Raw genomic sequence first — 22,502 nt, 5'->3', positions numbered from 1 at the left:
GGGAAGACCTTTTCGGATGCCGTCTGATCTGGGGGCGATTGCGGGCTTCGGTCAACCGGGCTGGGTCGCGCTCGCCGGCCCCTCGGGCGCGGGCAAGGACACGCTGCTGGATGCGGTGAGGGCAGGGCTGAAGGGTGACCCGCGCTTCCACTTCGCCCGCCGCAGCATCACCCGGCCCGAGGTCGCGGGTGGCGAGGTGCATGAGGCACTGACGCCCGAGGGTTACGAGACAGCCCTCGCGGCAGGCCAGTTCCTGCTGCATTGGCGCGCCCATGGCCTGGGCTACGGCATCCGGCATGAGGAGGCGCCGGCGGATCGGGTCGTGGTGCTCAGCCTCTCGCGCGCGGTGCTCCTCCAGGCGGCGGCGCTACGCGCGCTGACCGTGATCGAGGTGACGGCGCCCCCTGCCCTGCTGGCCGCGCGCCTGGCCGCGCGCGGGCGGGAGGATGCGGGCGCCATCGCAGCCCGCCTGGCGCGCGAGGTGCCGCTGCCGGACGGGCTCGACATGCTGCGCGTCATCAATGACGGCCCGGTGGAACAGGGTGCCGCGCGGCTCAGATCCGCGCTGGAAGCGGTGGCCGCGGGTTGCCTTCCGGGCGGTTTTCGGCCATAGGCCAGCCACCGCGAGGCATGGGCCCCGCGGAAATCCACACGCGGTGCTCCCTTCCTCACGGCAGGGTCCGGTCTCGGCTCATCCCCGAGGTTTGCACCGCGGAGGCTCAACCGGACTGATTCGGAAGGAAGTTCGACATGGCGATGCCAGAAGTTTCCCTGCGCCAGCTGCTCGAGGCGGGCGTGCATTTCGGCCACCACACGCGGCGCTGGAACCCGCGCATGGCGCCCTACATCTTCGGCGTGCGCAACCAGGTGCATATCCTGGACCTGCAGCAGACCGTGCCCATGCTGGAGCGCGCGCTGCGCACGGTGCGTGACACGGTGGCCGGCGGCGGCCGCGTGCTCTTCGTGGGCACCAAGAAGGCGGCGGCGGAATACGTGGCCGAGGCCGCGACGCGCTGCGGCCAGTACTACGTGAACCACCGCTGGCTCGGCGGCATGCTGACCAACTGGAAGACCATCACGGGCTCGATCAAGCGCCTGAAGGAGATGGATGCGCGCCTCTCGGGCGACATCCAGGGCCTGACCAAGAAGGAAATCCTGATGCTGACGCGCGAGCGCGACAAGCTCGACCGCGCGCTGGGCGGCATCCGGGAGATGGGCGGCCTGCCCGACATGATCTTCGTGATCGACGTCGTGAAGGAGAAGCTCGCCATCCAGGAAGCCAATACGCTTGGCATCCCGGTGGTGGCCGTGGTGGACAGCAACTGCGATCCCACCGGCGTCACCTTCCCGATCCCGGGCAATGACGACGCGATCCGCGCCATCAACCTTTATTGCGACCTGATCGCGGCCGCCGTGTTCGACGGCATCTCGGCCGAGATGCAAGCCTCGGGCCGCGATGTCGGCGCCCTGGCCGAGCCGGTGGCCGAGGAGGTGACCATCGAGGTCGCCGCCGAAGAGCCGGCCGCCCAGGCCTGATCGCGCGCAAGAAGGAGCAAGAAGATGGCTGAAATCACGGCTGCCCTGGTTCGGGACCTGCGCGAAGCGACGGGTGCCGGCATGATGGATTGCAAGAAGGCGCTGGTGGAAACCGGCGGCGACATCGAGGCCGCGATCGACTGGCTGCGCAAGAAGGGCCTCTCCGCCGCGGCGAAGAAGTCCGGCCGCGTGGCCGCCGAGGGCCTGGTGGGCGTCGCCTCCGGCCCGCATGTGGCCGCGATGGTGGAAGTGAATGCCGAGACGGATTTCGTCGCGCGCAATGAGAGCTTCCAGAACTTCGTCTCCGAGGTGGCGGGGCTGGCGCTCTCCGTCGGCGACGACATCGAGGCGCTGAAGGCCGCGACCTATCCGGGCACGCAGCACAGCACCCAGGAAGAGCTGACGAAGCTGATCGCCACCATCGGCGAGAACATGACGATCCGCCGCGCCAGCGTGCTGCGCGTGAGCAAGGGCGCGGTCGCCACCTACATGCACAACGCCGTGAAGCCGGGCCTCGGCAAGATCGGCGTGCTCGTCGCCCTCGAGGGCGAGAACGAGATGTCGGTGATGGAGACGCTGGGTCGCCAGATCGGCATGCACGTCGCGGCCACCCGCCCGGCGGCGCTGGACATCAGCGCCGTCGAGCCCTCCGCGCTCGAGCGCGAGAAGGCCGTGCTGACCGAGCAGGCCCAGGCCTCTGGCAAGCCGCCCGCCGTCATCGAGAAGATGGTGGAAGGCCGCATCCGCAAGTTCTACGAGGAAGTGGTCCTCCTGGAGCAGGTCTGGGTGCATGACGGCGAGAGCCGCGTGAAGGCCGTGGTGGACAAGCTGGGCCTGAAGCTGACCGGCTTCACCCGCTTCCAGCTCGGCGAGGGGATCGAGAAGCAGGTCTCCGACTTCGCGGCCGAAGTGGCCGCCACCGCCGGCGTTTCGTAAAGGCGAATGGCGGGCCGGGCGATCAGCCCCGGCCCGCCCCTTTTTCGGCGGGCCCGACCATCCGGCGGCCGCGAGCGCTTGCGGCGACCCGCCCCCCTGCTATCGTCGCACCAACCGCCAAGGAACCGTCCCCCGCCATGAGCGAACCGCCCCGCTACAAGCGCGTCCTGCTGAAGGTCTCGGGCGAGGCCCTGATGGGCGACCGCGCCTATGGCCTTGACGTCACGACCGTGAAGGCCATCGCGCAGGACATCAAGGGCGTGGTGGACCTCGGTGTCGAGGTCGCGCTGGTGATCGGCGGCGGCAACATCTTCCGCGGTGTCGCAGGTGCGGCGACCGGCATGGACCGTGCCCAGGCCGATTACATGGGCATGCTGGCCACCGTGATGAACGCGCTCGGCATGCAATCCGCGCTCGAGAAGATCGGCGTGCAGACGCGCGTGCAATCCGCCATCGAGATGAGCTCGATCTGCGAGCCCTATATCCGCCGCCGCGCCATGCGGCACATGGAGAAGGGCCGCGTGGTGATCTTCGCGGCCGGCACCGGCAACCCCTTCTTCACCACCGATACGGCTGCGGCGCTCCGCGCGGCCGAGATGGGCTGCCAGGCGCTGCTCAAGGGCACGCAGGTGGATGGCGTCTATGACAGCGATCCGCGCAAGAACCCGGACGCCTCGCGCTACACCACGTTGAGCTACCTCGAAATGCTCTCGCGCGACCTCGCCGTGATGGATGCGGCGGCGATCTCGGTCGCGCGCGAGAACCACCTGCCCATCATCGTCTTCAACATCCACGAACCCGGCGCCTTCACCGCCGTGATCCGCGGCGAAGGCCGCTTCACCACCGTCACCGACACGCCCTGAAAGTCACACATCATGGCCGCTCCCCCGCCCGACCGTCAGGTCCTGAAGACCGATCTGGTGCGCCGCATGGATGGCGCGATCGACACGCTGAAGAAGGAGTTCAGCGGGCTTCGCACCGGCCGCGCCAGCCCCTCGCTGCTGGAGCCGATCCGCGTCGAGGCCTATGGCAACAACCAGCCGCTCTCGCAGGTCGGCAACGTCTCGGTCGCCGGCCCGTCCATGCTGCAGGTGCAGGTCTGGGACCGCTCGGTCGTGAAGGCCGTCGAGATTGCGATCCGTGATTCGGGCCTCGGGCTCAATCCGCAATCCGAAGGCCAGACCATCCGCGTCATGCTGCCGCCGTTGACCGAGCAGCGCCGCAATGAGCTGGCGAAGACCGCCTCCAAGTATTCCGAGGGTGCCAAGGTCGCGATCCGCGGCGTGCGCCGCGACGGCATGGAGCAGATCCAGGCCTGGAAGAAGAAGTCCGAGATCGGCGAGGATGACGCCAAGCGCTGGTCCGACGAGGTCCAGAAGCTGACGGACGAGTATGTGAAGAAGATCGATGTCCTCCTCGCCGAGAAGGAAAAGGACATCAAGACCGTTTGATGAGCGCGCACCCGGCTCCAGTGGCGGGTGCAGGGGCGGAGACGCCCCGGCATGTCGCCATCATCATGGATGGCAACCGCCGCTGGGCCCAGGCGCGTGGACTTCCCGTCGCACTCGGCCACCGCGCCGGGGCGGATGCGGCGCGGCGCGCCATCGAGGCGGCGATCCGGGCCGGCGTCTCCTGGCTGACGCTCTTCGCCTTCTCCTCCGAGAACTGGTCCCGCCCGGCCGATGAGGTGCAGGAACTCACCCTGCTGCTGCGCCACTATCTGCGGGCCGAGGTGAACCAGCTGACCAAGGAAGGGGTGCGCCTGCGCGTCATCGGCGACCGCGCGCGCTTCGGGGAGGAGACGCAGAAGGCCATGCTGGCGGCCGAGGAAGTGACGGCCGGCGGCACGCGCCTCAACCTCAACATGGCCATCTCCTACGGCGCGCGGGCCGAGATCCTGGCCGCCGCGCGCGCCGTGGCCGAGGCCGCGCGGCGCGGCGAGCTCGACCCCGCCGCCCTGGATGAGGCGAGCTTCGAACGGCATCTGTTTACCGCTGGCATGCCGGACCCGGACCTGATCATCCGCACATCCGGTGAGCAGCGCATCTCGAATTTCCTGCTCTGGCAGGCCGCCTATGCCGAGCTGATCTTCCAGCCCGTGCTCTGGCCCGATTTCGGCCTCGAGGATTTCAATGCGGCGCTAGCCGCCTATGCCGCGCGGGAGCGGCGCTTCGGCGCGCGCACCGGCTGATGGCCCAGCTCGCGGATCTGCGCGCGCGCGTCCTGACCGCCTCCCTCATCGCGCCCGCCGCGCTGTTCTGCATGTGGGTGGGCGGCGCCTGGTGGTCGGGGCTCATGCTGCTCTGCGTGCTGGGGCTCGGCTGGGAATGGGTGCGGCTCTGCGGGGGGCGCTCACGCCGGCTGCCGGGGCTGCTGGTGCTGCCGCCGGTGCTGATCGGCGCGGGCCTTGCCGCGCTGAACTGGCCGCTCGCGGGCCTTGCCGTGGTGGCGCTGGGCGCGGTGGTGGCCTGGCGCATGGCCGGCGCCCTGCCCGCGCATTGGCTGGGCTTCGGCGTGCTCTATATCGGCCTGGCGGGCATCGCGCTGCTCGAGTTGCGGCATGACGGCGCGGCCGGGCGCGGCAATGTGCTGTTCCTGTTCCTCGTCGTCTGGGCTTCGGACATCTCGGCCTATTTCACCGGCCGCTTCCTGGGCGGGCCCAAGCTCGCGCCCCGGATCTCCCCCAATAAGACCTGGTCGGGCGCGCTGGGCGGCCTGCTCGGCGCCATGCTGGTTGGCCTTGGCGCCGCCTTGGCCCTGGGCGGGCCAGCGCCGCTCGGCACCATCGCGGCGGTGGCCGTCCTGCTGGGCCTTGCCACCCAGTCGGGCGACATGTTTGAGAGTTGGATCAAGCGGCGCTTCGGCGTGAAGGATTCGTCCGGGCTGCTGCCTGGGCATGGCGGGCTGCTCGACCGGCTGGACGGCGTGATGGCCGCCGCCCCGGTCGCGGCCCTGATCGGCCTGGCATCCGGGCCGGGGGTTCATGTGTGGAGATGGGTGTGACGGAGACTTCGGCGCGCAGCGTCACCGTGCTCGGCAGCACGGGTTCGATCGGGCGCAGCACCATGGCGCTGCTGGATACGGCCCAGCCTGGGCAGTTCCGGGTGCGCGCCCTTGTGGCCGGCCGCGACGTGGCGACGCTGGCCGCCCAGGCCCGCGCCCATCGGGCCGAACTGGCCGTGGTGGCCGATGAGGCCTGCCATGACGCGCTGAAGGCGGCGCTGGCGGGCACCGGTATCGAGACCGCTTCCGGCGCCCAGGCGGTGATCGAGGCCGCCGCCCGCCCGGCCGACTGGACCATGGCCGCCATCGTCGGCGCCGTGGGCCTCAAGAGCACCATGGCGGCGCTGAAGCGCGGCGGCACGCTGGCGCTGGCCAACAAAGAGAGCCTGGTCTGCGCCGGGCAACTGGTGCTCGATATGGCGACCCGGCATGGCGCGACGCTGCTGCCGGTCGATTCCGAGCACAACGCCATCTTCCAGGCGCTCGACCCGCGCGACCCGCGGGTGATCGAGAAAATCATCATCACCGCCTCGGGCGGCCCCTTCCGCGACTGGCCGCTGGCCCAGATGCGGACGGCCACCCCAGAGCAGGCGGTGCGGCACCCGGTCTGGTCCATGGGGGCCAAGATCAGCGTGGACAGCGCCACCATGTTCAACAAAGGCCTGGAGCTGATCGAGGCCGCACGCCTCTTTCCCGTTCCGGCCGAGCGGCTGGAGGTGCTGGTGCACCGCCAGTCGGCCGTGCATGGCATGGTGCAGTACAGCGACGGCTCGCTGCTGGCGCAGCTGGGCTCGCCCGACATGCGCACGCCCATCGCCCATTGCCTCGCCTGGCCCGCTCGGATGGCCGTGGACGTGCCCCGCCTCGACCTCGCCGCCCTCGGCCGGCTGGATTTCGAGGCCCCCGACCCGGTCCGCTTCCCCGCGCTCCGCCTGGCGCGCGAGGCGCTGGCGGCCGAGGGCGGCGCGCCCTGCGCGCTGAACGCCGCCAATGAGGTCGCGGTCGGCCTTTTCCTGGAGAAGCGCCTGGGATTCCTCGACATTGCGGCCGTGGTGGAAGACACCATGGCGGCCCTGGCCGGGCGCGGCGTGCCGGACCTGGACGCCGTGCTGGAATTGGACCGCGCGGCACGCCACATCGCATCGGAGCTGGCCGCCACTCGCGCGGCCGCCTGACGGGAGCTGACCTTGCTGGATTTCCTGCCCGACGCCGCGCGGACCGTGATCGCCTTCCTGGTGGTCCTGGGCGTGCTCATCTTCTTCCACGAGCTCGGCCATTACGCCGCCGCGCGCTGGCGCCGGGTGCATGTGGATGCCTTCAGCATCGGATTCGGCCGCGCCCTGCTGCGCTGGACCGACAAGCGCGGCACGGAGTGGCGCCTCGCCTGGATCCCGCTCGGTGGCTACGTGAAGCTGCACGGCCAGTCGCCGCTGGATGACACGCCCGAGGCCGAGCGCGTCCCCGAGCGCGAGGGCGAAACCTTCCACAACAAGCCGGTGCTGGACCGCGCCATCATCGTGGCCGCCGGCCCGATCGCCAATTTCGTGCTGGCCGCCCTGCTCTTCGCCGGCCTCTTCGCCACGCATGGCGTGCCGCGCGGGCTGGCCACCATCGCGGCCGTCGTGCCGGCCTCGGCCGCCGAGCGCGCCGGGCTGCTGCCGGGCGACGTGGTGCTCTCGCTGGACGGCCAGCGCATCACGCGGTTCGACCAGGTGCAGCGCCACATCCAGCCCCGCGCCGGGCAGGAGGTGCAGGTGCGCGTGGACCGCGACGGGCGGGAGCTGACGCTGACCGCCGTGCCGGCGGCGCAGGCGCGGGGCGATTCGCCGCCGGTCGGCGTGCTCGGCATCCAGGGCGGGCGGGCGCAGTTTGAGCGCCTCGGGCCGCTGGACGCCCTCTGGGCCGGCACCGTGCAGACCGCCGATGTCAGCTGGCAGACGCTGGTGGGCATCGGCGAAATGTTCGCCGGCACCCGCAGCCCGAAGGAGCTGGGCGGGCCGATCCGCATCGCCGAGGTCTCGGGCGAGGCGGCGACGCTCGGCATCGTGCCCCTGGTGAACCTGATGGCGCTGCTCTCGGTGAGCCTCGCCCTGCTGAACCTCTTCCCGATTCCCCTGCTGGATGGCGGGCACCTGATGTTCTATGCGGCGGAAGCGATCCGCGGGCGGCCGCTGCCGCCCCGGGCCATGGAATTGGGCTTCCGGGCGGGATTCGCCGTGCTGATCGGGCTTTTTCTGTTTGCAACCTGGAATGATATCGCCCATGGCGGCATCGGCCGCTGGGTTGCGGGGTGGATCGGATGAAGAAGACGACACTCCCGGGGTGGCGGCCACAGGCGCCTGAGGCTATGGTCCGGCCGCTTTTCCGTGGCCGAAACAGGGTGGGTTCCCGTTTGACAATGAAGCTGCATCCGATCCTGCTCGTGGCGGCCGGCCTCACGGTCCTGGCCCCCGTCCCCTCCGAGGCGCAGAATCGCCCGCGCAGCATCCCTGCGCGTGCGGAGGCGCCGGGCGGCGTGATCACGGCCGTGGAGATCCGCGGCAACCAGCGGATCGAGATCGATACGATCCGCAGCTATATGCTGCTCGCCCCCGGCGACCAATATGACAGCGACCGCGCAGACCGCTCGCTGCGCAGCCTCTTCGCGACCGGCCTGTTCCGGGACGTCAGCATCGCGCGCGACGGCTCGCGCCTGATCGTGACGGTGGCGGAGAATCCGCTGGTCAACCGCGTCGCCTTCGAGGGCAACCGCCGCGTCTCCGACGACAACCTGCGCCCGGAGGTGCAGCTGCGTTCGCGCTCGGTCTTCACCACGCAGATGGTGCAGGCCGACCGCCAGCGCATCCTGGACCTCTATGCCCGCCGCGGCCGCTTCGCCGCGCGGGTCGAGCCCAAGATCATCGAGCTCGACCAGAACCGCGTGGATGTGGTGTTCGAGATCACCGAGGGCGATGCCGCGCTGGTCGCGCGCGTGAACTTCGTGGGCAACCGCGCCTATTCGGATGCGCGCCTCGCGGATGTGATCTCGACCAAGCAGCAGGCCTGGTACCGGTTCCTCTCTTCCTCCGACACCTTCGATCCGGACCGCCTGAACTTCGACCGCGAGCTGCTGCGCCGCTACTATCTGCGCACCGGCTATGCCGACATCCAGGTGGGCACCGCGACGGCCGAGCTGGCGCCGGACCGCAGCGGCTTCTTCCTGACCTACAACGTCAACGAGGGGCCGCGTTACACCTTCGGCACGGTTGAGATCACCTCGGCCTTCCCGAACCTGAATCCCGCGGATCTGCAGCGTTTCCTCGAGATCAGCGCGGGCGGCGTCTATAACGGCGACGCGGTGGAGCGTAGCGCCCAGGCCATCGCCGATGGCGCGAACCTGCGCGGCTTCCCCTTCGTGGACGTGCAGCCGCGCGTGACGCGCGACACCGAGAACAACACGATCAACATCACCTTCGCGGTGAACGAGGCGCCGCGCGTCTTCGTCGAGCGCATCGACATCAACGGCAATACCCGCACGCAGGACCGCGTGATCCGGCGCGAGTTCCGCCTCGCGGAGGGCGACGCCTTCAACGCCGCGCAGGTCCGCCGCTCGCGTGAGCGTCTGCGCAACCTGGGCTATTTCTCGGACGTCCAGATCACCAACTCGCCCGGCTCGGCGCCGGACCGCACGATCCTGAACACCCAGGTCGTCGAGCGCGCGACGGGTGAGGTCAGCATCGGCGGCGGCTACTCGACGGATGCCGGCTTCCTGGCGGATGTCGGCCTGCGCGAGCGCAACCTCTCGGGCACCGGCATTGATGCGCGCATCAATGCGACGCTCGCCCAGCGCCGCAGCCAGCTTGACCTCTCGGCCACCAACCCGCAATTCATGGACCGCAACCTCGCGGTCGGCGCGGACCTCTTCTACATCCAGCGAAACCTGCAGAACATCTCGCAGTTCAGCGAGCGCCGCGGCGGCTTCGCGGTCCGCGCGGGCTACGAGTTCAACGAGCGCCTGCGCCAGTCCTGGTCCTACAGCCTGATCAACCGCGAAGTTTACAACATCCAGCCGGGCGCCTCGATCTACATCCAGGAGCAGGCCGGCACGACGCTGCTGAGCCAGATCAGCCAGACCATCGCCTATGACACCCGCGACAACCTGATCGAGCCGCGGCGCGGCTACATCATGCGCCTCGGCACCGACTTCGCGGGCCTGGGCGGCGACGTGGCCTTCTTCCGCGCCCGCCTGGACGGCGCCCTCTTCCTGCCCTTCGAGCAGGTCTTCGGGCACCCGGACTACGTCCTGAGCATCTCGGGCAGCCTTGGCTACATCGAGCCCTGGAACGGCAACGGGAACCAGGAGCGCATCGTGGACCGCTTCTTCCTGGGCGGCGAGAACCTGCGCGGCTTCGCGCTGGCCGGCGCCGGCCCGCGTGACCTGCAGACCAACGACGCCCTGGGCGGCCGCCGCCTCTGGACGCAGAGCACGGAGATGCGCTTCCCGCTTCCGGGCATTCCGTCCGAAATCGGCCTGCTGGGCCGTGCCTTCGTGGATGTCGGCGCGCTGTGGGACACGGTGCAGGGCCCCAATATCGGCACCAGTTCCTCGCCGCGCGTGGGCACGGGCGTCGGCATCTCCTGGCGCAGCCCCTTCGGGCTGATCAACATCGACCTCGCGCAGGCGGTGGTGAAGCAATCCTACGACCAGACCCAGGTATTCCGTTTCGGCTTCGGGACGCGCTTCTGAGCGCGCAGACAGGTACACGACATGACATCCTTCCGCACCGCGCTCGCCCTGCTGCTCATGGCGTCGAGCCCCGCCCTGGCGCAGCAGAACCAGGAATGGTTCGTCCCTGGCCAGGGCGGCCAGCGCCCGCAGGGCCAGCAGCAGCAGCGCCCGCCGCAGCAGCCGCAGGGCCAGCCGCAGCGGCCGCCCCAGGGGCAGCCGGCCCGCCCTGCCGCCCTGCCGCCCGGCTCGCCGCCGCCGACGGCGGTCATCGGCATCGTGGACATCCCCGAGATCCAGCGCCTCTCCACCGCCTTCAACCAGGTGCGTGAAGAGATCGAGCGCCGCCGCACCCGCCTGAATGACGATTTGCAGCGCGAGCAGAATGGCTGGCGCGAGGCGCAGCAGGCACTCTCCGTGCAGCGCACGCAGATGACGCCGGACCAGATCCGCGCCCGCGAGCGTGAGCTGCAGGACCGCATCACGGACAGCCAGCGCATTTTCCGCAACCGCAGCCAGGCGATCGAGCAGGCGGCGCAGCAATCCCTCATGCAGATCGAGGAAGCGCTGGCCGGTGTGGTGCGCCAGGTCGCCGCCAGCCGCTCGGTCAACATCGTGGTGCCGCGCCCGCTGGTCATCATGAATGATCCGGGCTTCGACCTGACCGAGGAGGTTGCGCAGCAGTTCAATCGCACGCTGCGCCAGGTGACGATCGCCCCCGATTCCGACGGCGCGAACCCGCCCGCCCCGCCGACGCCGCCCGCCCGCCCGGCCGCACCCGCGCCCGCGCAGCAGCCCCGCCGCAACTGAGTCCGGGCGACACGGGGCCCGCATGGCGGACGAACGACGATTCCTAGGGCCACCGCGCCTCATGCCGCTCGCCGCCATCCTCGCGGCCGCGGGGGGCGAAGGCGGCGGTGATCCGGAACGCGTCTTCGAAGGCGTGGCGCCGCTTGGCTCGGCGACGCGGCTGCAGGTGAGCTACTGCGAGGGGCGCGCCTACAAGGAGGCGCTGGCGCAGACCGCGGCCGGTCTGGTGCTTGTCGCCCCGGATCTCGCCGACACAGTCCCGCCCGACAGCATCGCCGTGGTCTGCCGTGATACAGCCCTGGCCTTCGGGCGCGTCGCCGCGCTGTTCCATCCACCGGCGGTCTCCAGCGGCCGCATCCATCCCTCCGCCGTCATCCATCCCGATGCGCGCATCGGCGAGGGCACCGAGATCGGGGCCGGCACCGTCGTCGAGGCGGGTGCGGAGATCGGCCGCAACTGCCGCATCGGGCCGCTGGTGTTGATCGGGGCCAATGTCGCCATCGGCGATGATTGCGTCATCCACAGCCATTGCAGCGTGACCCATGCGGTTCTCGGCCGCGGCGTGGTGCTGCATCCCGGTGCGCGCATCGGCCAGGAAGGCTTCGGCTTCAACACCACCGCCGATGGTCGCTTCGTCACCGCCCCCCAGTTGGGCCTGGTCCGGCTGGGCGATGCGGTGGAGATCGGCGCCAATAGCTGCGTGGATCGCGGGGCTCTGGGCGAGACGGTGCTCGGCCCCGGCACGCGGATCGATAACCTCGTGCAGATCGGCCACAACGTCCGCACCGGGCGCGGCTGCGTCCTCGTCTCACAGGTCGGCGTCTCGGGCTCGACCACGCTGGGCGATTATGTGATGGCCGGCGGCCAGGCGGGCATCACGGGACATCTGAAGATCGGCAGCCAGGTGCGCATCGGCGCGCAGGCTGGCGTGATGAATGACGTGCCCGCGGGGATCGAGGTGCTCGGCTCCCCCGCCGCCCCCAAGAAGGAGGCGATCCGCGCGATGTTGGTCCTGAAGCGCCTCGGCAGCGATTCCCGCCCCGCTGCCAAGCAAAAACCGGAGTGATGGAGATGGATGAGGCCGCCCCGCCCAGCGCCGTGATCGGCAGCTACAACATTGCCCAGATCATGCGGTCCATCCCGCATCGCTACCCCTTCCTGCTGATCGACCGCGTGGTGGACATCGTCCTCGGCGAATCGGCGGTCGGCGTGAAGAACGTCTCGATCAACGAGAGCTTCTTTCAGGGCCATTTCCCGACCGAGCCGGTGATGCCGGGCGTGCTGCTGATCGAGAGCATGGCGCAGACCGCGGCCGTGCTCGTCGTCGCCACGCTGGGCCCGGATGCCGAGGGCAAGCTCGTCTATTTCATGTCCATCGAGGGTGCCAAGTTCCGTCGCCCCGTGGTGCCCGGAGACCAGGTGATGGTGCATGTGACGCGGGTGCAGCGCCGGGCCAATGTCTGGAAGTTCAGTGGCCAGGCCAAGGTGGATGGCCAGGTTGTGGCCGAGGCGACCTATGCCGCCATGATCCGGGACCGGTGAGCCCCGTGGACCGCATCTCCGGCACGGCGCAGATTCATCCCTCCGCGATCATCGAGCCCGGCGCCCGCATCGGCGCCGGCTGTCGCATCGGCCCCTATTGCATCGTCGGTGCCGCCGTCGTGCTGGAGGAGGGCGTTGAGCTCGCCTCCCACGTCGTGATCGAGGGGCAGACCGTGATCGGCGCGGAGGTGAAGCTCTCGCCCTATGCCTCCGTCGGCCTGCCGCCGCAGGACCTGAAGTACAAGGGCGAGCCGACCGGCGTCACCATCGGCGCCCGGAGCCAGTTGCGTGAGCATGTGACGGTGCATCGCGGCAGCGTGGGCGGCCAGGGGATGACGCGCATCGGCGCCGATTGCCTGCTGATGGCCTGCAGCCATGTCGGCCATGATTGCCGCGTGGGCGACCGCGTGATCCTCGCCAACAACGTCATGCTGGGCGGCCATGTGCAGCTGGGCGAGCAGTGCTTCCTGGGCGGTGGCTCGGCCATCCACCAGATGGTGCGCGTGGGCCGGCACGCGATGGTGGGCGGCCTGGCCGGCGTCACCAACGACATCCCGCCCTTCGGCAATGTCTTCGGCCTGCCCGCGCGCCTCGTCGGCCTCAATGTGGTGGGCCTGCGCCGCCGCGGCTTCTCGCGCGAGAACCTGCACGCGCTGCGCTCGGCCTTCCGGCTGCTGTTCCGCGATCCCGGCACCTTCGCCGCGCGCATGGATGCGGCGGAGCAGCGCTTCGCCGGCGATGCGCTGGTGGAGGAGGTGCTGGCCTTCCTGCGCTCCGACGAGCGCAAGCGCGAGCTGATCCGCCCCGGCCGCATGGCCGCCGAGCTGGGTGGCGACGAGGAAGAGGCTTGAAGCTCGGCCTGGTCGCCGGCGGCGGCCCCTTCCCGGCCCGCGTCGCGGCGGCCGCGACGGCCAGCGGGCATGAGGTCTTCGTGGTCCTGCTACGCGACTTCCACGACGACCCCGGCCTGCGCAGCTACCCGCATATCGAGGAGCGCGTGGGCGCGGGCGGTGCCATCATCCAGCGGCTGCGGGCCGAGGGCATCACGCATCTCGTCCTCTGCGGGCGGGCAAAGCGCCTCTCGCCACTCACGCTCTGGCCCGATGCCTGGATGGCGAAGGTGATCGCGCGGCTGGGCAAGGCCGTCTTCGCCGGCGACGACACGCTGCTGCGCAACTTCATCGGCATCCTGGGCGAGGAAGGCTTCGAGGTGGTGGCGCCGCAATCGCTGCTGCCCTCCAGCACCGCCGAGGCCGGGCTGCTGGCCGGCGAGGCGCCGGACGAGATGGCGCACACCGACATCCTGCGCGGCATCGGTGTGCTGCGCGCCCTGGCAGACCAGGATGTGGGCCAATCCATCGTGGTGCAGCAGGGGCTGGTCCTCGGCATCGAGGCCGTGGAGGGCACGGATGCCCTGCTGGCGCGTGCGGGAAGCCTGCGCCGCGATGGCCCGGGCGGCGTGCTGGTGAAGCTCGCCAAGCCGCAGCAGGAGCTGCGGGTGGATGCACCCGTCGTCGGCTCGCTCACCGTCCGGCACGCGGCCGAGGCCGGCCTGCGTGGCATCGCCATCGAGGCGGGACGCACCATATTGGCCGATAGTGAAGGCCTGGTGGCCGAGGCCCGCAAGCAGGGCCTCTTTGTCATCGCGGTCGAGCCCGAGACTTTCGCGCGTTCAGCCTGATTGCGCGCCCATCCGACGGAGAGACATGATGGACCATCCCTTCCGCTACCTGCACACCATGCTGCGCGTGGGCGACCTCGAGCGCAGCGTGGCCTTCTACACGACGCATCTCGGCATGCGCGAATTGCGCCGGAACGACGTGCCGGACGGCAAGTACACCCTCGTCTTCCTCGGCTACGGTGATGAGAAGAGCGAGACGGTGCTGGAGCTGACCTACAATTACGGCGTCGCCAGCTATGAGATGGGCGGCGCCTTCGGGCACCTCGCCATCGGCGTGCCGGACATCTACGGCGTCTGCGAAAAGATGCGCGCGGCGGGCGTGAAGATCACGCGCGAGCCGGGCCCCGTGAAGTTCGGCACCACGCTGATCGCCTTCATCGAGGACCCGGACGGCTACAAGATCGAGCTGATCCAGCGGAAGTAAGGGGGTGCCGGCCCGGCACATGCCGGGCCGGCGCCACGCTCAGAGGTACTTCACCAGGAACTCCGCCGTACGCCCATTCGCGATGGTGGCCGCGCGTGCATCCCAGGCATGGCCGCCCATGCGGGCGAAGGCGTGGTCCACGCCCGGATAGACATGGCAGGTCACCTTCGGGTGGCCGGCGAGCCCCTCCAGGATCGCCTTCTGCGCGGCCGGCGGCACGAACTTGTCGAGCTCGGCGATGTGCATCAGCAGCGGGCCCTTCATGCCGGGCGCGTCGCCCAGCATGCCCTCGATGCCCACCCCATAGTAGCTGACATTGCAGTCCGCATCGGTGTGCGCCGCCGTCTTGAAGGCCATGCGGCCGCCCAGGCAGAAGCCCATGGTGCCGACCTTCCCGTTGGCGCCCGGCAGCTTGCGCGCGGCGGCGATGGTGGCCTTCAGATCCTCGAGCCCCTTCTCCTGGTCGAAGCCGTTGAAGAGCGCGAAGGCACGATCCCACTGCGCCTGGCCGGCATCGGGGTCGAGCTGCACGCCCGGCTCCTGGCGCCAGAACAGGTCGGGCGCGACCGCGATGAAGCCCATATCGGCCACCCAGGCCGAGAGCGAGCGCATGGCGGCGTTGATGCCGAAGATTTCCTGGATCATGACCACGACGCCGGTGGGCGCCTGTGTCTTCGGGGTCACAACCAGGCAGTCAAATGAGCCGCTTCCGTCGGTTGCGGCGATCTTGATGGTGGACATGGCGTCATCTCCCTTGGCGCAAACCTCGATGGCGGCCATGTAAACCACGATGGATCGTCGCGCCATGCTCGCCTCCGTGACACTGGGCCTCACCGCCCCCGCCGTGGCGCGGGCGGCGACGGAGGCCGGACTCGCGGCCGCGGGCTGGACGCATGGCGAGTATGACGGGATCCGCGCCGCCAGCTTCCGGAGCCTGCCCGATGGCGTGGCGATCGAGGGTCAGGGCGCGGGCAGCTTCGTCTGGCGCCGCGTCGATGGCGTGCCCGGCTGCCTCACCTGGCGCTGGAGGGTGGATGCGGCCCCCCCGCCCACCGATCTCACACGCCGCGGCGGCGATGACCGCGCGATCTCCATTGCAGTGGGTTTCCAGGGCTGGCCCAGCCGCTCGACCGTCTGGCAACGCATGCAGCATGGGGTGGCGCAGGCCCGTGCCGGCAGCCATGCCCTGCCGCGCAGCGTGCTGATCTATGCCTGGGGCGGCACGGGGCAGGAGCCAGAGAGCTTCTACAGCCCCTGGCTCAGCGGCCTCGGCAAGGTGCGCATCCTGCGCCCGGCCACGGCGCCGACGGGCCGCTGGTTCGAGGAGCGCGTGGACCTCGCCAAGGACTGGCGCGAAGCCTTCATTGGCGACCCGCCGCCCTTGCAGGAAATCGCCATCGGCACGGATGCGGACGATACACAGAGCCGAATTTCCGCCATGGTGGAACGGATCCGCTTCACCCGCTGCGCCTAGGAGAGACGATGCCGATCGAACGCAAGGAATTTCGCGACGCCATGGCGCGGCTGCCGGCCGCGGTGAACATCGTCACCACCGATGGTCCAGGGGGCCTGGGCGGCTTCACCGCCAGCGCAGTCTGCAGCGTGACAGACAGCCCGCCCACACTGCTGGTCTGCATGAACCGCAGCGTCTCCTCCTGCGAAGCCTTCCGGCAGAACGGCGTGCTGGCGGTGAACACCCTCTGCGGCACGCATCAGGATCTCTCGGGCGTCTTCGCCGGGTTCACAGGCGTGGATGGCGCGGCGCGCTTCAACTCCGGCACCTGGCGCAAGCTGCACACCGGCGCGCCGGTGCTGGAGGGTGCGCTGGTCGCCTTCGATGCGCGCATCACCGATGTGGTGGAGAAGGGCACGCATCTCGTGATGTTCGCCGAGATCGAGGCGATCCGCACGGCGGATGGCGTGGAGGCCGCGCTGCTGTATTTCGCGCGGGACTATCACCTGGTGGGGAAGGCGGCTTAGGGCCTGATCGCCTTTGGTGGAATCACCAAAGGCGTGAATCCGTCCCTCGGCAAAGGCTCGCGTCTCACCACTCGCCATAGAACACGCCGGCCGCCTTGTGCCTGTCCGTGCGGAATTCCGCCTCGGCCCAGGTCAGCGTCGTGCGGCATTTAAGGCCGGTCGCCCAGGCCAGCAGCTTCTCACGCATCACGGCCCGCACCGGCTCGAGCGCGGGATCGGCGCCGAGGTCGAAATACTCCTCCGGATCCGCCACGAGGTCATAGAGCTGCGGGCGCAGGCCGCTCGTCCAATGGATGTATTTCCAGCGCGCGTCGCGGATCATGAAGGCGCGATGCTGGCCGGTGGGCAAACCCAGCCGCCGGCGCGCGCCGCGAAAGGTCCAGTCCAGCTCGCTCACCACCGCATCGCGCCATTCCGTCGCGGAGCCGCGCGTGAGCGCGAGCAGCGAGCGCCCCTCCAGCACATGCGGCTGCGCCTCGAGACCCAGGGCATCGAGAATGGTGGGCACCACGTCGATCGCCTCGACGAAGCGCCCCTCCACCGTCCCGCGCGTGGCGTCCGCCGCCGCCGACGGATCGTAGAGCAGGAAGGGCACGCGCTGGATGCAGTCGTGGAAGAGCTCCTTCTCACCCAGCCAATGGTCGCCGAGGTAATCGCCATGGTCGCTGGTGAAGATCACCATGGTGTCGCGCCAGCGGCCCGTCTCCTCCAGCAGCGCCCAGAGGCGGCCGAGATGCGCGTCGATCTGCGCGATCAGCCCCTGATAGGCCGGGCGCACGGTCGCGATGCAGTCATCCAGCTGGAAGCTCTCCGCCACCTCCTCGTTCTGGAATTCGCGCAGCATGGGGTGGATGTCCGGCCCGCGCTCGGCCGCGTGGCGCTGCACGGGCAGGCATTGCTCCGGCGTGTACATGGCGTGGTAGGGCGCGGGCGCGATGTAGGGCCAGTGCGGCTTCACGTAGGAGAGGTGCAGCACCCAGGGATTCTCGCCCTGCGCGCGGATGAAGCGCAGCGCCTGGTCGGTCGTGTAGGCGGTCTCGCTGTGTTCCTCGCGCACGCGGGCGGGGTGGCGGGCGTTGCGCATCTTCCAGCCGTTCAGCACCTCGCCCGCAGGGCTCTCGACCGCGATGACGTGATCGGTCCAGGGGTCGGGGCCGTCATAGCCCTGGGCGCGCAGCCAATGGGCATAGGCACTCTCGGTCTCGGCGTGGTGGCCGTCATGGCGGTCCACCAGGGTGAACCAGCCCTCGCGCAGCAGCACGGCCAGCTCCTCCTGCCCGTCGAGCAGCAGGCGCTTCATGCCATGCGCGTCGGGCAGCATGTGGGTCTTGCCGGCCAGCGCCAGGGTGCGGCCCGCCTGGCGCAGGTGCCAGCCCAGCGTCACCTCGCCCACGCCCAGCGGCACGCGGTTATGCGTGGCACCGTGGCTGGCCACATAGCGCCCCGTGTAGAAGCTCATGCGCGAGGGGCCGCAGATGCCCGATTGCACATAGGCCTGGGAAAAGCGCACGCCGCGTGCGGCCAGCGCATCGATGTTGGGCGTCTTCAGGAAGGGGTGGCCCGCGCAGCCGAGGTGATCCCAGCGCAGCTGGTCGCACATGATGAAGAGTACGTTCTTCGCAGGCATTGGCGTTTCCCCGGGACACGGCCATCCTAGCGCGAACAACGCCCGAGGAAATGCCATGCCCCGCTTCACCGAACTCACGCCCGAGATGATGACCGAGCGCCAGCGCGAGGTGGCGGAGGCCATCGGCGCCGGCGCGCGCGGCGGGCTGCGCGGGCCCTTCCCCGCCTGGCTGCACAGCCCCGACATGGCCGATGCGCTGCAGCGCGCGGGCCGCTTCATGCGCTGGGGCAGCAGCTTTCCGGCCCGCCTCTCGGAACTCGCCATCCTGATCACAGCAAAGCGCTACCGCGCGCGCTACGAGTGGTTCGCACACCATCCGCTGGCGCTGGCCGGCGGCCTGAAGCCCGAGATCGCGGAGGCGGTGCGCCTCGGCCAGCCGCCGCAGGGCATGGCGGCGGACGAAGCCGCGGTGCACCGCTTCTGCACCGAGCTGCACGCCGATGGCGATGTGAGCGATGCCGCCTTCGACACGGCCAAGGCCATGTTCGGCGAGACCGGCGTGGCCGAGCTGCTGGGCATCTGCGGCTACTACACCGCGGTCGGGCTCACGCTGAACGTGGCGCGGGTGCCGCTGCCGGACGGCACGCCAGATCCCTTCGCGGCGTGAGGCTTCCAAGGCGCGCTGCCTTCGGCTAGGAAGAGGGCAGCGTGGACCCGTAGCTCAGCTGGATAGAGCGCTGCCCTCCGAAGGCAGAGGTCGATGGTTCGAATCCATTCGGGTCCGCCACTCCTTCCCTGCATCACCTGACCGCGCCGGTTGCGATCGCGCGCCCCGCGGGGAAAGATGCGGCATGGCCACGAACCTCCGCCCCGACATCGCCCTCGCCCAGCGCCTCTTCGACGCGCTGCGCGAGACCACCTTCGACGGCGTGGGTGTCACGCGCGAAGCCTATGGCCGCGGCGAGGAGATCGCCCATGCGCTGGTGCGCGCCGAGGCGGAGAAGCTCGGCCTCGAGATCAGCGTGGACTTTGCCGGCAACATGTACATGACGCTGCCGGGGACGGATCGCAGCCTGCCGCGCATCATCCTGGGCAGCCATCTCGATTCCGTGCCGCAGGGCGGCAATTACGATGGCGCGGCGGGCGTGCTCTGCGGCATGGCGGTGGTGGCCGGCATGCGCCAGGCGGGCTTCACGCCCACGCGCGACGTGACGGTCATGGCGATCCGCGCCGAGGAGGGCGGCGCCTGGTTCAACGGCTTCCCGGGCAGCCGCGGCGCGCTGGGCAGCTTCCCGCCCGAGAACCTCGCCATCCTCCGGCCCGATACCGGCCTCTCGCTGGAGCACCACATGCGCGAACTGGGCTTCGACCCGGAGGCGCTGCGCCAGGGCCGCCAGCACATCCTGCCCGAGACGGTCGCCGCCTATGTCGAGCTGCATATCGAGCAGGGCCCGGTGCTGGACGCGGAGGAGATCCCGATGGGCCTCGTCACCGCCCTGCCCGGCAATCGGCGCGTGCGGCGCGGACTGGTGCGCGGCGAGTGGAACCATTCGGGTGCGACGCCGCGCGCCTATCGGCATGATGCGGCCCTCGCGCTCGCGGAATTCGCGCATCGGCTGGACCTGTTCTGGGGCGGGCTGGAGGCGGAGGGCGTACCGCTCGTCATCACCTTCTGCACCATCGAAACCAGCGACCAGGCGGGCTTCGGCAAGGTGCCGGGCGAGATCAGCTTCAGCCTCGATGTGCGCGCGCCCGAAATAGCGACGCTGGATCGCGCCTATGCCGAGATTGACCGCCTGATCGCGGAGATCAGCGCCGCGCGCGGCGTGAGCTTCGCGCTCGAAGGCCGCCAGGCCAGCATGCCCACGCCGATGGATGCGAAGCTGCGCGAGGCGCTGCGCCAATCGGCGGAAGCCATGGGCATCGCCCACAAGATCATGCCCTCCGGCGGCGGGCATGATGCGGCGGCCTTCGCCCAGGCCGGCATTCCGGCGATGATGGTCTTCGTGCGCAACCAGAATGGCAGCCACACGCCGCTGGAAGACATGCGGATGGAGGATTTCGCCGCCGCCACCGCCGCCATCACGCATTGGTGCGCGAAAGCGGCCGCCTGATGTCTGCGAGGCTGATTCACGCCTTTGGTGAAGCCACCAACGGCGATCAGACTCGACCGCGCCTCAGACGTTGAAGCGGAACAGCATCACGTCGCCATCGCGCACGACATAGCCCTTGCCCTCGACGCGCATCTTGCCGGCCTCCTTGGCGCCCTGCTCGCCGCCCAGCGCGATGTAGTCGTCATAGCCGATGGTCTCGGCCGCGATGAAACCGCGCTCGAAATCGCCATGGATCACGCCCGCCGCCTGCGGCGCCGTCATGCCGCGGATGATGGTCCAGGCGCGCGTCTCCTTGGGGCCGACCGTGAAATAGGTGATGAGGCCGAGCAGCCCGTAGCCCGCGCGGATCACGCGATCGAGGCCGCTGTCCGACAGCCCCAGCGTCTCCAGGAACTCGCCACGGTCGGCCTCGGCCATCTGCGCGATCTCGGCCTCGATGGCGGCCGAGACGACGACGGCGCTGGCCTTCTCGCGTGCCGCGAATTCCAGCACGCGCTGGCTGTGCGCATTGCCGGTGGCGGCCGAGCCTTCCTCGACATTGCAGACATAGAGCACGGGCTTGGTCGTCATCAGGCCGAGGCGCTTCGCCGCCTCCTCCTCGCCCTTGGGCACGGCGGTGCGGGCGGCGCGGCCGGCCTGCAGCGCGGGCAGCAAGGCTTCGACCAGGGCCAACTGCGCCTGCGCCTCCTTGTCATTGCCGCGCGCCTTCTTCTGCAGCGCAGGCACGCGCTTCTCGAGGCTGTCGAGATCGGCCAGCATCAGCTCGGTCTCGATCGTCTCCATGTCGCGCAGCGGGTCCACGCTGCCCTCGACATGCGTCACATCGCCATCCTCGAAGCAGCGCAGCACATGCACGATGGCATCCACCTCGCGGATATTGCCGAGGAACTGGTTGCCCAGCCCCTCGCCCTTGGAGGCGCCGCGCACTAGGCCCGCGATGTCCACGAATTCCAGGCTGGTCGGGATGATCTTCTGGCTCTTGCCAATGGCGGCGAGCTTCTGCAGCCGCTCATCCGGCACGGCCACGCGGCCGATATTGGGCTCGATGGTGCAGAAGGGGTAATTCGCCGCCTGCGCCGCCACCGTCTGCGTCAGCGCGTTGAACAGGGTGGACTTGCCGACATTGGGCAGGCCCACGATTCCACAATTGAAGCCCATCTGATTGGTTCCGTCTGAAAGATGTCAGGCCAGCAGGTTGGCAAGTTCCTGCACGCGCACCGAGGCCGCGATGCGGGCCGAGGCGTCATCCGTGGGCAGGGAAAGGGCCGCCGCGCGCAGCAGCGGGATCAGCACGCCGGGCGGCAGGCCCGCGCGCTTGGTGGCATTGCCCAGTGCGGCCGCGATCTCGGCCGCCGTGCCGCCGGGGGCCAGCAGGTCGGCCGCTTCCAGCAGCAGCGCGGCGCGGCTCGCAGCCTCGGCGGCCGCCTGCGCCACCGCCTTGCCGCGGCGGATGTCGCTGATCGGGCCCGGCTCACCCGCGCGGGGCAGGCAGGCGGTGAGGCCCGCGGCCGCCTGGGCCTCGGTCGCCGCAAATTGCCGCAACGCCTGGGCAATGGCGGCGGCCGCGTTCAGCAGATCCTCGGGGCCCGGGCCGCCGAAGAATTCTTCAACCACCATCGGTTCCATCAGGGCTTCTCCTGGGTGAGCAGCGCCACCCGCGTCATGAAATCGGCCGGCTTGCCCTCGGCCAGCAGGGGCGCGGCGTCGGCCAGCGCATCGAGCAGTGGGCCGACCCAGCTCTCATCCTTGGCGAAGCCGCCCAGCACATAGCCGCTCACGCGGTCCTTGTGGCCGGGATGGCCGATGCCCAGCCGCACGCGGCCGAATTCCGCCGTGCCCAGCGCCCGCTGCATGTCGCGCAGCCCATTATGCCCGGCCGTGCCGCCGCCCTGCTTCACGCGCATCTTGCCCGGCGCGAGGTCGAGCTCGTCATGCCAGGCGGTGATGGCGGCGGGCGGGATCTTGTGGAAGGCGCTGGCGGGTTTCACCGCATCGCCGCTCAAATTCATGTAGGTCTGCGGCTTGAGGAGGAAGACCTTCTGGCCGGCGAGCGTGCCCTCGGAGAGTTCCGCCTTGAACTTGGACCGCCACGGGGCGAACCCGTGGCGGCGTTGAATGGCGTCGAGCGCCATGAAGCCGATATTGTGGCGCTGCCTTGCGTGTTCGGGCCCGGGATTGCCGAGACCCACCCAGAGCAGCGCCAA

At 69.7% G+C, this 22,502-nt stretch carries 25 protein-coding genes and 1 tRNA gene; 21 read left to right on the top strand and 5 right to left on the bottom strand.

Features of this window, described 5'->3' with window-relative positions; translation table 11 throughout:
* The first annotated feature begins 16 nt into the window (after nt 1–16).
* The 16 genes from KTR66_RS10900 to gloA all read left to right on the top strand — a co-directional run bounded on the left by KTR66_RS10900 (nt 17) and on the right by gloA (nt 14,637).
* Nucleotides 17–613, top strand: coding sequence for a phosphonate metabolism protein/1,5-bisphosphokinase (PRPP-forming) PhnN (locus KTR66_RS10900; RefSeq protein WP_213612623.1), 597 nt, complete (start codon nt 17–19; stop codon nt 611–613).
* A 137-nt stretch (nt 614–750) separates the two neighbouring features.
* Nucleotides 751–1,536: a 30S ribosomal protein S2 gene (gene rpsB, locus KTR66_RS10895; RefSeq protein WP_213612622.1), complete on the top strand. Its 786-nt coding sequence runs from the start codon at nt 751–753 to the stop codon at nt 1,534–1,536.
* A gap of 24 nt (nt 1,537–1,560) precedes the next feature.
* Nucleotides 1,561–2,472, top strand: coding sequence for a translation elongation factor Ts (gene tsf, locus KTR66_RS10890; protein WP_213612621.1), 912 nt, complete (start codon nt 1,561–1,563; stop codon nt 2,470–2,472).
* Nucleotides 2,473–2,609: 137 nt separating this feature from the next.
* A complete protein-coding gene (gene pyrH / locus KTR66_RS10885; RefSeq protein ID WP_213612620.1) occupies nt 2,610–3,335 on the top strand; it encodes a UMP kinase in 726 nt (241 codons plus the stop codon).
* Nucleotides 3,336–3,347: 12 nt separating this feature from the next.
* Nucleotides 3,348–3,923 carry a ribosome recycling factor gene (gene frr, locus KTR66_RS10880; RefSeq protein WP_213612619.1) on the top strand — a complete coding sequence of 192 codons (576 nt, stop codon included), beginning with the start codon at nt 3,348–3,350 and terminating at the stop codon, nt 3,921–3,923.
* A complete protein-coding gene (gene uppS, locus KTR66_RS10875; RefSeq protein ID WP_213612618.1) occupies nt 3,923–4,663 on the top strand; it encodes a polyprenyl diphosphate synthase in 741 nt (246 codons plus the stop codon). The genes frr and uppS overlap by 1 nt, the downstream gene beginning before the upstream one ends.
* Nucleotides 4,663–5,475 (top strand): phosphatidate cytidylyltransferase, encoded by an 813-nt coding sequence (locus KTR66_RS10870; protein ID WP_213612617.1) that lies wholly within the window; start codon nt 4,663–4,665, stop codon nt 5,473–5,475. The genes uppS and KTR66_RS10870 overlap by 1 nt, the downstream gene beginning before the upstream one ends.
* Nucleotides 5,466–6,650: a 1-deoxy-D-xylulose-5-phosphate reductoisomerase gene (gene dxr / locus KTR66_RS10865; RefSeq protein ID WP_213612616.1), complete on the top strand. Its 1,185-nt coding sequence runs from the start codon at nt 5,466–5,468 to the stop codon at nt 6,648–6,650. Before KTR66_RS10870 ends, dxr begins: the two co-directional genes overlap by 10 nt.
* Nucleotides 6,651–6,662: 12 nt before the next feature.
* A complete protein-coding gene (gene rseP / locus KTR66_RS10860; RefSeq protein WP_371819090.1) occupies nt 6,663–7,778 on the top strand; it encodes an RIP metalloprotease RseP in 1,116 nt (371 codons plus the stop codon).
* 95 nt (nt 7,779–7,873) lie between these two features.
* Nucleotides 7,874–10,201, top strand: a complete 2,328-nt coding sequence (gene bamA, locus KTR66_RS10855; protein WP_213612615.1) for an outer membrane protein assembly factor BamA — start codon at nt 7,874–7,876, stop codon at nt 10,199–10,201.
* A gap of 21 nt (nt 10,202–10,222) precedes the next feature.
* A complete protein-coding gene (locus tag KTR66_RS10850) occupies nt 10,223–10,990 on the top strand; it encodes an OmpH family outer membrane protein (RefSeq protein ID WP_213612614.1) in 768 nt (255 codons plus the stop codon).
* Nucleotides 10,991–11,051: 61 nt separating this feature from the next.
* On the top strand, nt 11,052–12,056 hold the full coding sequence (gene lpxD, locus KTR66_RS10845) for a UDP-3-O-(3-hydroxymyristoyl)glucosamine N-acyltransferase (protein WP_249732030.1): 1,005 nt from the start codon (nt 11,052–11,054) through the stop codon (nt 12,054–12,056).
* Nucleotides 12,056–12,532: a 3-hydroxyacyl-ACP dehydratase FabZ gene (gene fabZ, locus KTR66_RS10840; RefSeq protein ID WP_371819103.1), complete on the top strand. Its 477-nt coding sequence runs from the start codon at nt 12,056–12,058 to the stop codon at nt 12,530–12,532. The genes lpxD and fabZ overlap by 1 nt, the downstream gene beginning before the upstream one ends.
* A complete protein-coding gene (gene lpxA, locus KTR66_RS10835; protein ID WP_371819089.1) occupies nt 12,529–13,383 on the top strand; it encodes an acyl-ACP--UDP-N-acetylglucosamine O-acyltransferase in 855 nt (284 codons plus the stop codon). Before fabZ ends, lpxA begins: the two co-directional genes overlap by 4 nt.
* Nucleotides 13,380–14,213: an LpxI family protein gene (locus KTR66_RS10830; protein ID WP_213612612.1), complete on the top strand. Its 834-nt coding sequence runs from the start codon at nt 13,380–13,382 to the stop codon at nt 14,211–14,213. Before lpxA ends, KTR66_RS10830 begins: the two co-directional genes overlap by 4 nt.
* A 28-nt stretch (nt 14,214–14,241) precedes the next feature.
* A complete protein-coding gene (gene gloA / locus KTR66_RS10825) occupies nt 14,242–14,637 on the top strand; it encodes a lactoylglutathione lyase (protein ID WP_371819088.1) in 396 nt (131 codons plus the stop codon).
* Between the two features lie 39 nt (nt 14,638–14,676).
* Here gloA and KTR66_RS10820 read toward each other — a convergent pair whose 3' ends face one another.
* Entirely contained in the window at nt 14,677–15,444 is a 768-nt protein-coding gene (locus KTR66_RS10820; RefSeq protein WP_371819087.1) for a dienelactone hydrolase family protein, read from the bottom strand.
* Here KTR66_RS10820 and KTR66_RS10815 point away from each other — a divergent pair.
* The gene (locus tag KTR66_RS10815) at nt 15,428–16,111 is read left to right on the top strand and encodes a DUF3047 domain-containing protein (protein WP_213612610.1); all 684 of its coding nucleotides are present in this window, start codon (nt 15,428–15,430) and stop codon (nt 16,109–16,111) included. The two genes, KTR66_RS10820 and KTR66_RS10815, sit on opposite strands and share 17 nt — an antisense overlap.
* 8 nt (nt 16,112–16,119) lie before the next feature.
* Nucleotides 16,120–16,617, top strand: coding sequence for a flavin reductase (locus tag KTR66_RS10810; protein WP_213612609.1), 498 nt, complete (start codon nt 16,120–16,122; stop codon nt 16,615–16,617).
* Between the two features lie 64 nt (nt 16,618–16,681).
* On the opposite strand, the gene KTR66_RS10805 is transcribed toward KTR66_RS10810, so the two are convergent.
* Nucleotides 16,682–18,244: a sulfatase-like hydrolase/transferase gene (locus KTR66_RS10805; RefSeq protein ID WP_213612608.1), complete on the bottom strand. Its 1,563-nt coding sequence runs from the start codon at nt 18,242–18,244 to the stop codon at nt 16,682–16,684.
* A 55-nt stretch (nt 18,245–18,299) separates the two neighbouring features.
* Between KTR66_RS10805 and KTR66_RS10800 the strand changes: the two genes are divergently transcribed.
* From KTR66_RS10800 to KTR66_RS10790, 3 genes are all read left to right on the top strand, one after another.
* Entirely contained in the window at nt 18,300–18,851 is a 552-nt protein-coding gene (locus KTR66_RS10800; RefSeq protein ID WP_213612607.1) for a carboxymuconolactone decarboxylase family protein, read from the top strand.
* Nucleotides 18,852–18,894: 43 nt separating this feature from the next.
* Nucleotides 18,895–18,971, top strand: a tRNA-Arg gene (locus KTR66_RS10795).
* A 64-nt stretch (nt 18,972–19,035) separates the two neighbouring features.
* Nucleotides 19,036–20,298: a Zn-dependent hydrolase gene (locus KTR66_RS10790; protein WP_213612606.1), complete on the top strand. Its 1,263-nt coding sequence runs from the start codon at nt 19,036–19,038 to the stop codon at nt 20,296–20,298.
* 63 nt (nt 20,299–20,361) lie between these two features.
* Here the strand turns inward: KTR66_RS10790 and ychF are convergent, their stop codons facing one another.
* Genes ychF through pth form a run of 3 tightly spaced genes read right to left on the bottom strand, consistent with a single transcriptional unit; the run spans nt 20,362 to nt 22,496 of the window.
* Nucleotides 20,362–21,456 carry a redox-regulated ATPase YchF gene (gene ychF / locus KTR66_RS10785; RefSeq protein WP_213612605.1) on the bottom strand — a complete coding sequence of 365 codons (1,095 nt, stop codon included), beginning with the start codon at nt 21,454–21,456 and terminating at the stop codon, nt 20,362–20,364.
* A 24-nt stretch (nt 21,457–21,480) separates the two neighbouring features.
* Nucleotides 21,481–21,924, bottom strand: coding sequence for a hypothetical protein (locus tag KTR66_RS10780; RefSeq protein ID WP_213612604.1), 444 nt, complete (start codon nt 21,922–21,924; stop codon nt 21,481–21,483).
* Nucleotides 21,924–22,496: an aminoacyl-tRNA hydrolase gene (gene pth / locus KTR66_RS10775; protein WP_213612751.1), complete on the bottom strand. Its 573-nt coding sequence runs from the start codon at nt 22,494–22,496 to the stop codon at nt 21,924–21,926. Before pth ends, KTR66_RS10780 begins: the two co-directional genes overlap by 1 nt.
* Between the last annotated feature and the right edge of the window lie 6 nt (nt 22,497–22,502).

The organism is Roseococcus sp. SDR (genome assembly GCF_019083995.1).
Lineage (GTDB): Bacteria > Pseudomonadota > Alphaproteobacteria > Acetobacterales > Acetobacteraceae > Roseococcus.
The sequence above is the reverse complement of the archived record's forward strand: the minus strand, read 5'-3'. Positions and strand labels throughout refer to the sequence as shown.

What these genes read in the sequence shown, in the direction of transcription:
- rpsB (WP_213612622.1), top strand. Translation starts at nt 751, where the DNA reads ATGGCGATGCCAGAAGTTTCCCTGCGCCAGCTGCTCGAGGCGGGCGTG.
- pyrH (WP_213612620.1), top strand. Translation starts at nt 2,610, where the DNA reads ATGAGCGAACCGCCCCGCTACAAGCGCGTCCTGCTGAAGGTCTCGGGC.
- KTR66_RS10800 (WP_213612607.1), top strand. Translation starts at nt 18,300, where the DNA reads ATGCCCCGCTTCACCGAACTCACGCCCGAGATGATGACCGAGCGCCAG.
- ychF (WP_213612605.1), bottom strand. Translation starts at nt 21,456, where the DNA reads ATGGGCTTCAATTGTGGAATCGTGGGCCTGCCCAATGTCGGCAAGTCC.
- gloA (WP_371819088.1), top strand. Translation starts at nt 14,242, where the DNA reads ATGGACCATCCCTTCCGCTACCTGCACACCATGCTGCGCGTGGGCGAC.
- KTR66_RS10805 (WP_213612608.1), bottom strand. Translation starts at nt 18,244, where the DNA reads ATGCCTGCGAAGAACGTACTCTTCATCATGTGCGACCAGCTGCGCTGG.
- KTR66_RS10900 (WP_213612623.1), top strand. Translation starts at nt 17, where the DNA reads ATGCCGTCTGATCTGGGGGCGATTGCGGGCTTCGGTCAACCGGGCTGG.
- KTR66_RS10780 (WP_213612604.1), bottom strand. Translation starts at nt 21,924, where the DNA reads ATGGAACCGATGGTGGTTGAAGAATTCTTCGGCGGCCCGGGCCCCGAG.
- uppS (WP_213612618.1), top strand. Translation starts at nt 3,923, where the DNA reads ATGAGCGCGCACCCGGCTCCAGTGGCGGGTGCAGGGGCGGAGACGCCC.
- tsf (WP_213612621.1), top strand. Translation starts at nt 1,561, where the DNA reads ATGGCTGAAATCACGGCTGCCCTGGTTCGGGACCTGCGCGAAGCGACG.
- KTR66_RS10810 (WP_213612609.1), top strand. Translation starts at nt 16,120, where the DNA reads ATGCCGATCGAACGCAAGGAATTTCGCGACGCCATGGCGCGGCTGCCG.
- frr (WP_213612619.1), top strand. Translation starts at nt 3,348, where the DNA reads ATGGCCGCTCCCCCGCCCGACCGTCAGGTCCTGAAGACCGATCTGGTG.
- bamA (WP_213612615.1), top strand. Translation starts at nt 7,874, where the DNA reads ATGAAGCTGCATCCGATCCTGCTCGTGGCGGCCGGCCTCACGGTCCTG.
- lpxD (WP_249732030.1), top strand. Translation starts at nt 11,052, where the DNA reads ATGCCGCTCGCCGCCATCCTCGCGGCCGCGGGGGGCGAAGGCGGCGGT.
- KTR66_RS10820 (WP_371819087.1), bottom strand. Translation starts at nt 15,444, where the DNA reads ATGGCGCGACGATCCATCGTGGTTTACATGGCCGCCATCGAGGTTTGC.
- KTR66_RS10790 (WP_213612606.1), top strand. Translation starts at nt 19,036, where the DNA reads ATGGCCACGAACCTCCGCCCCGACATCGCCCTCGCCCAGCGCCTCTTC.
- KTR66_RS10850 (WP_213612614.1), top strand. Translation starts at nt 10,223, where the DNA reads ATGACATCCTTCCGCACCGCGCTCGCCCTGCTGCTCATGGCGTCGAGC.
- KTR66_RS10870 (WP_213612617.1), top strand. Translation starts at nt 4,663, where the DNA reads ATGGCCCAGCTCGCGGATCTGCGCGCGCGCGTCCTGACCGCCTCCCTC.
- dxr (WP_213612616.1), top strand. Translation starts at nt 5,466, where the DNA reads ATGGGTGTGACGGAGACTTCGGCGCGCAGCGTCACCGTGCTCGGCAGC.
- fabZ (WP_371819103.1), top strand. Translation starts at nt 12,056, where the DNA reads ATGGAGATGGATGAGGCCGCCCCGCCCAGCGCCGTGATCGGCAGCTAC.
- KTR66_RS10815 (WP_213612610.1), top strand. Translation starts at nt 15,428, where the DNA reads ATGGATCGTCGCGCCATGCTCGCCTCCGTGACACTGGGCCTCACCGCC.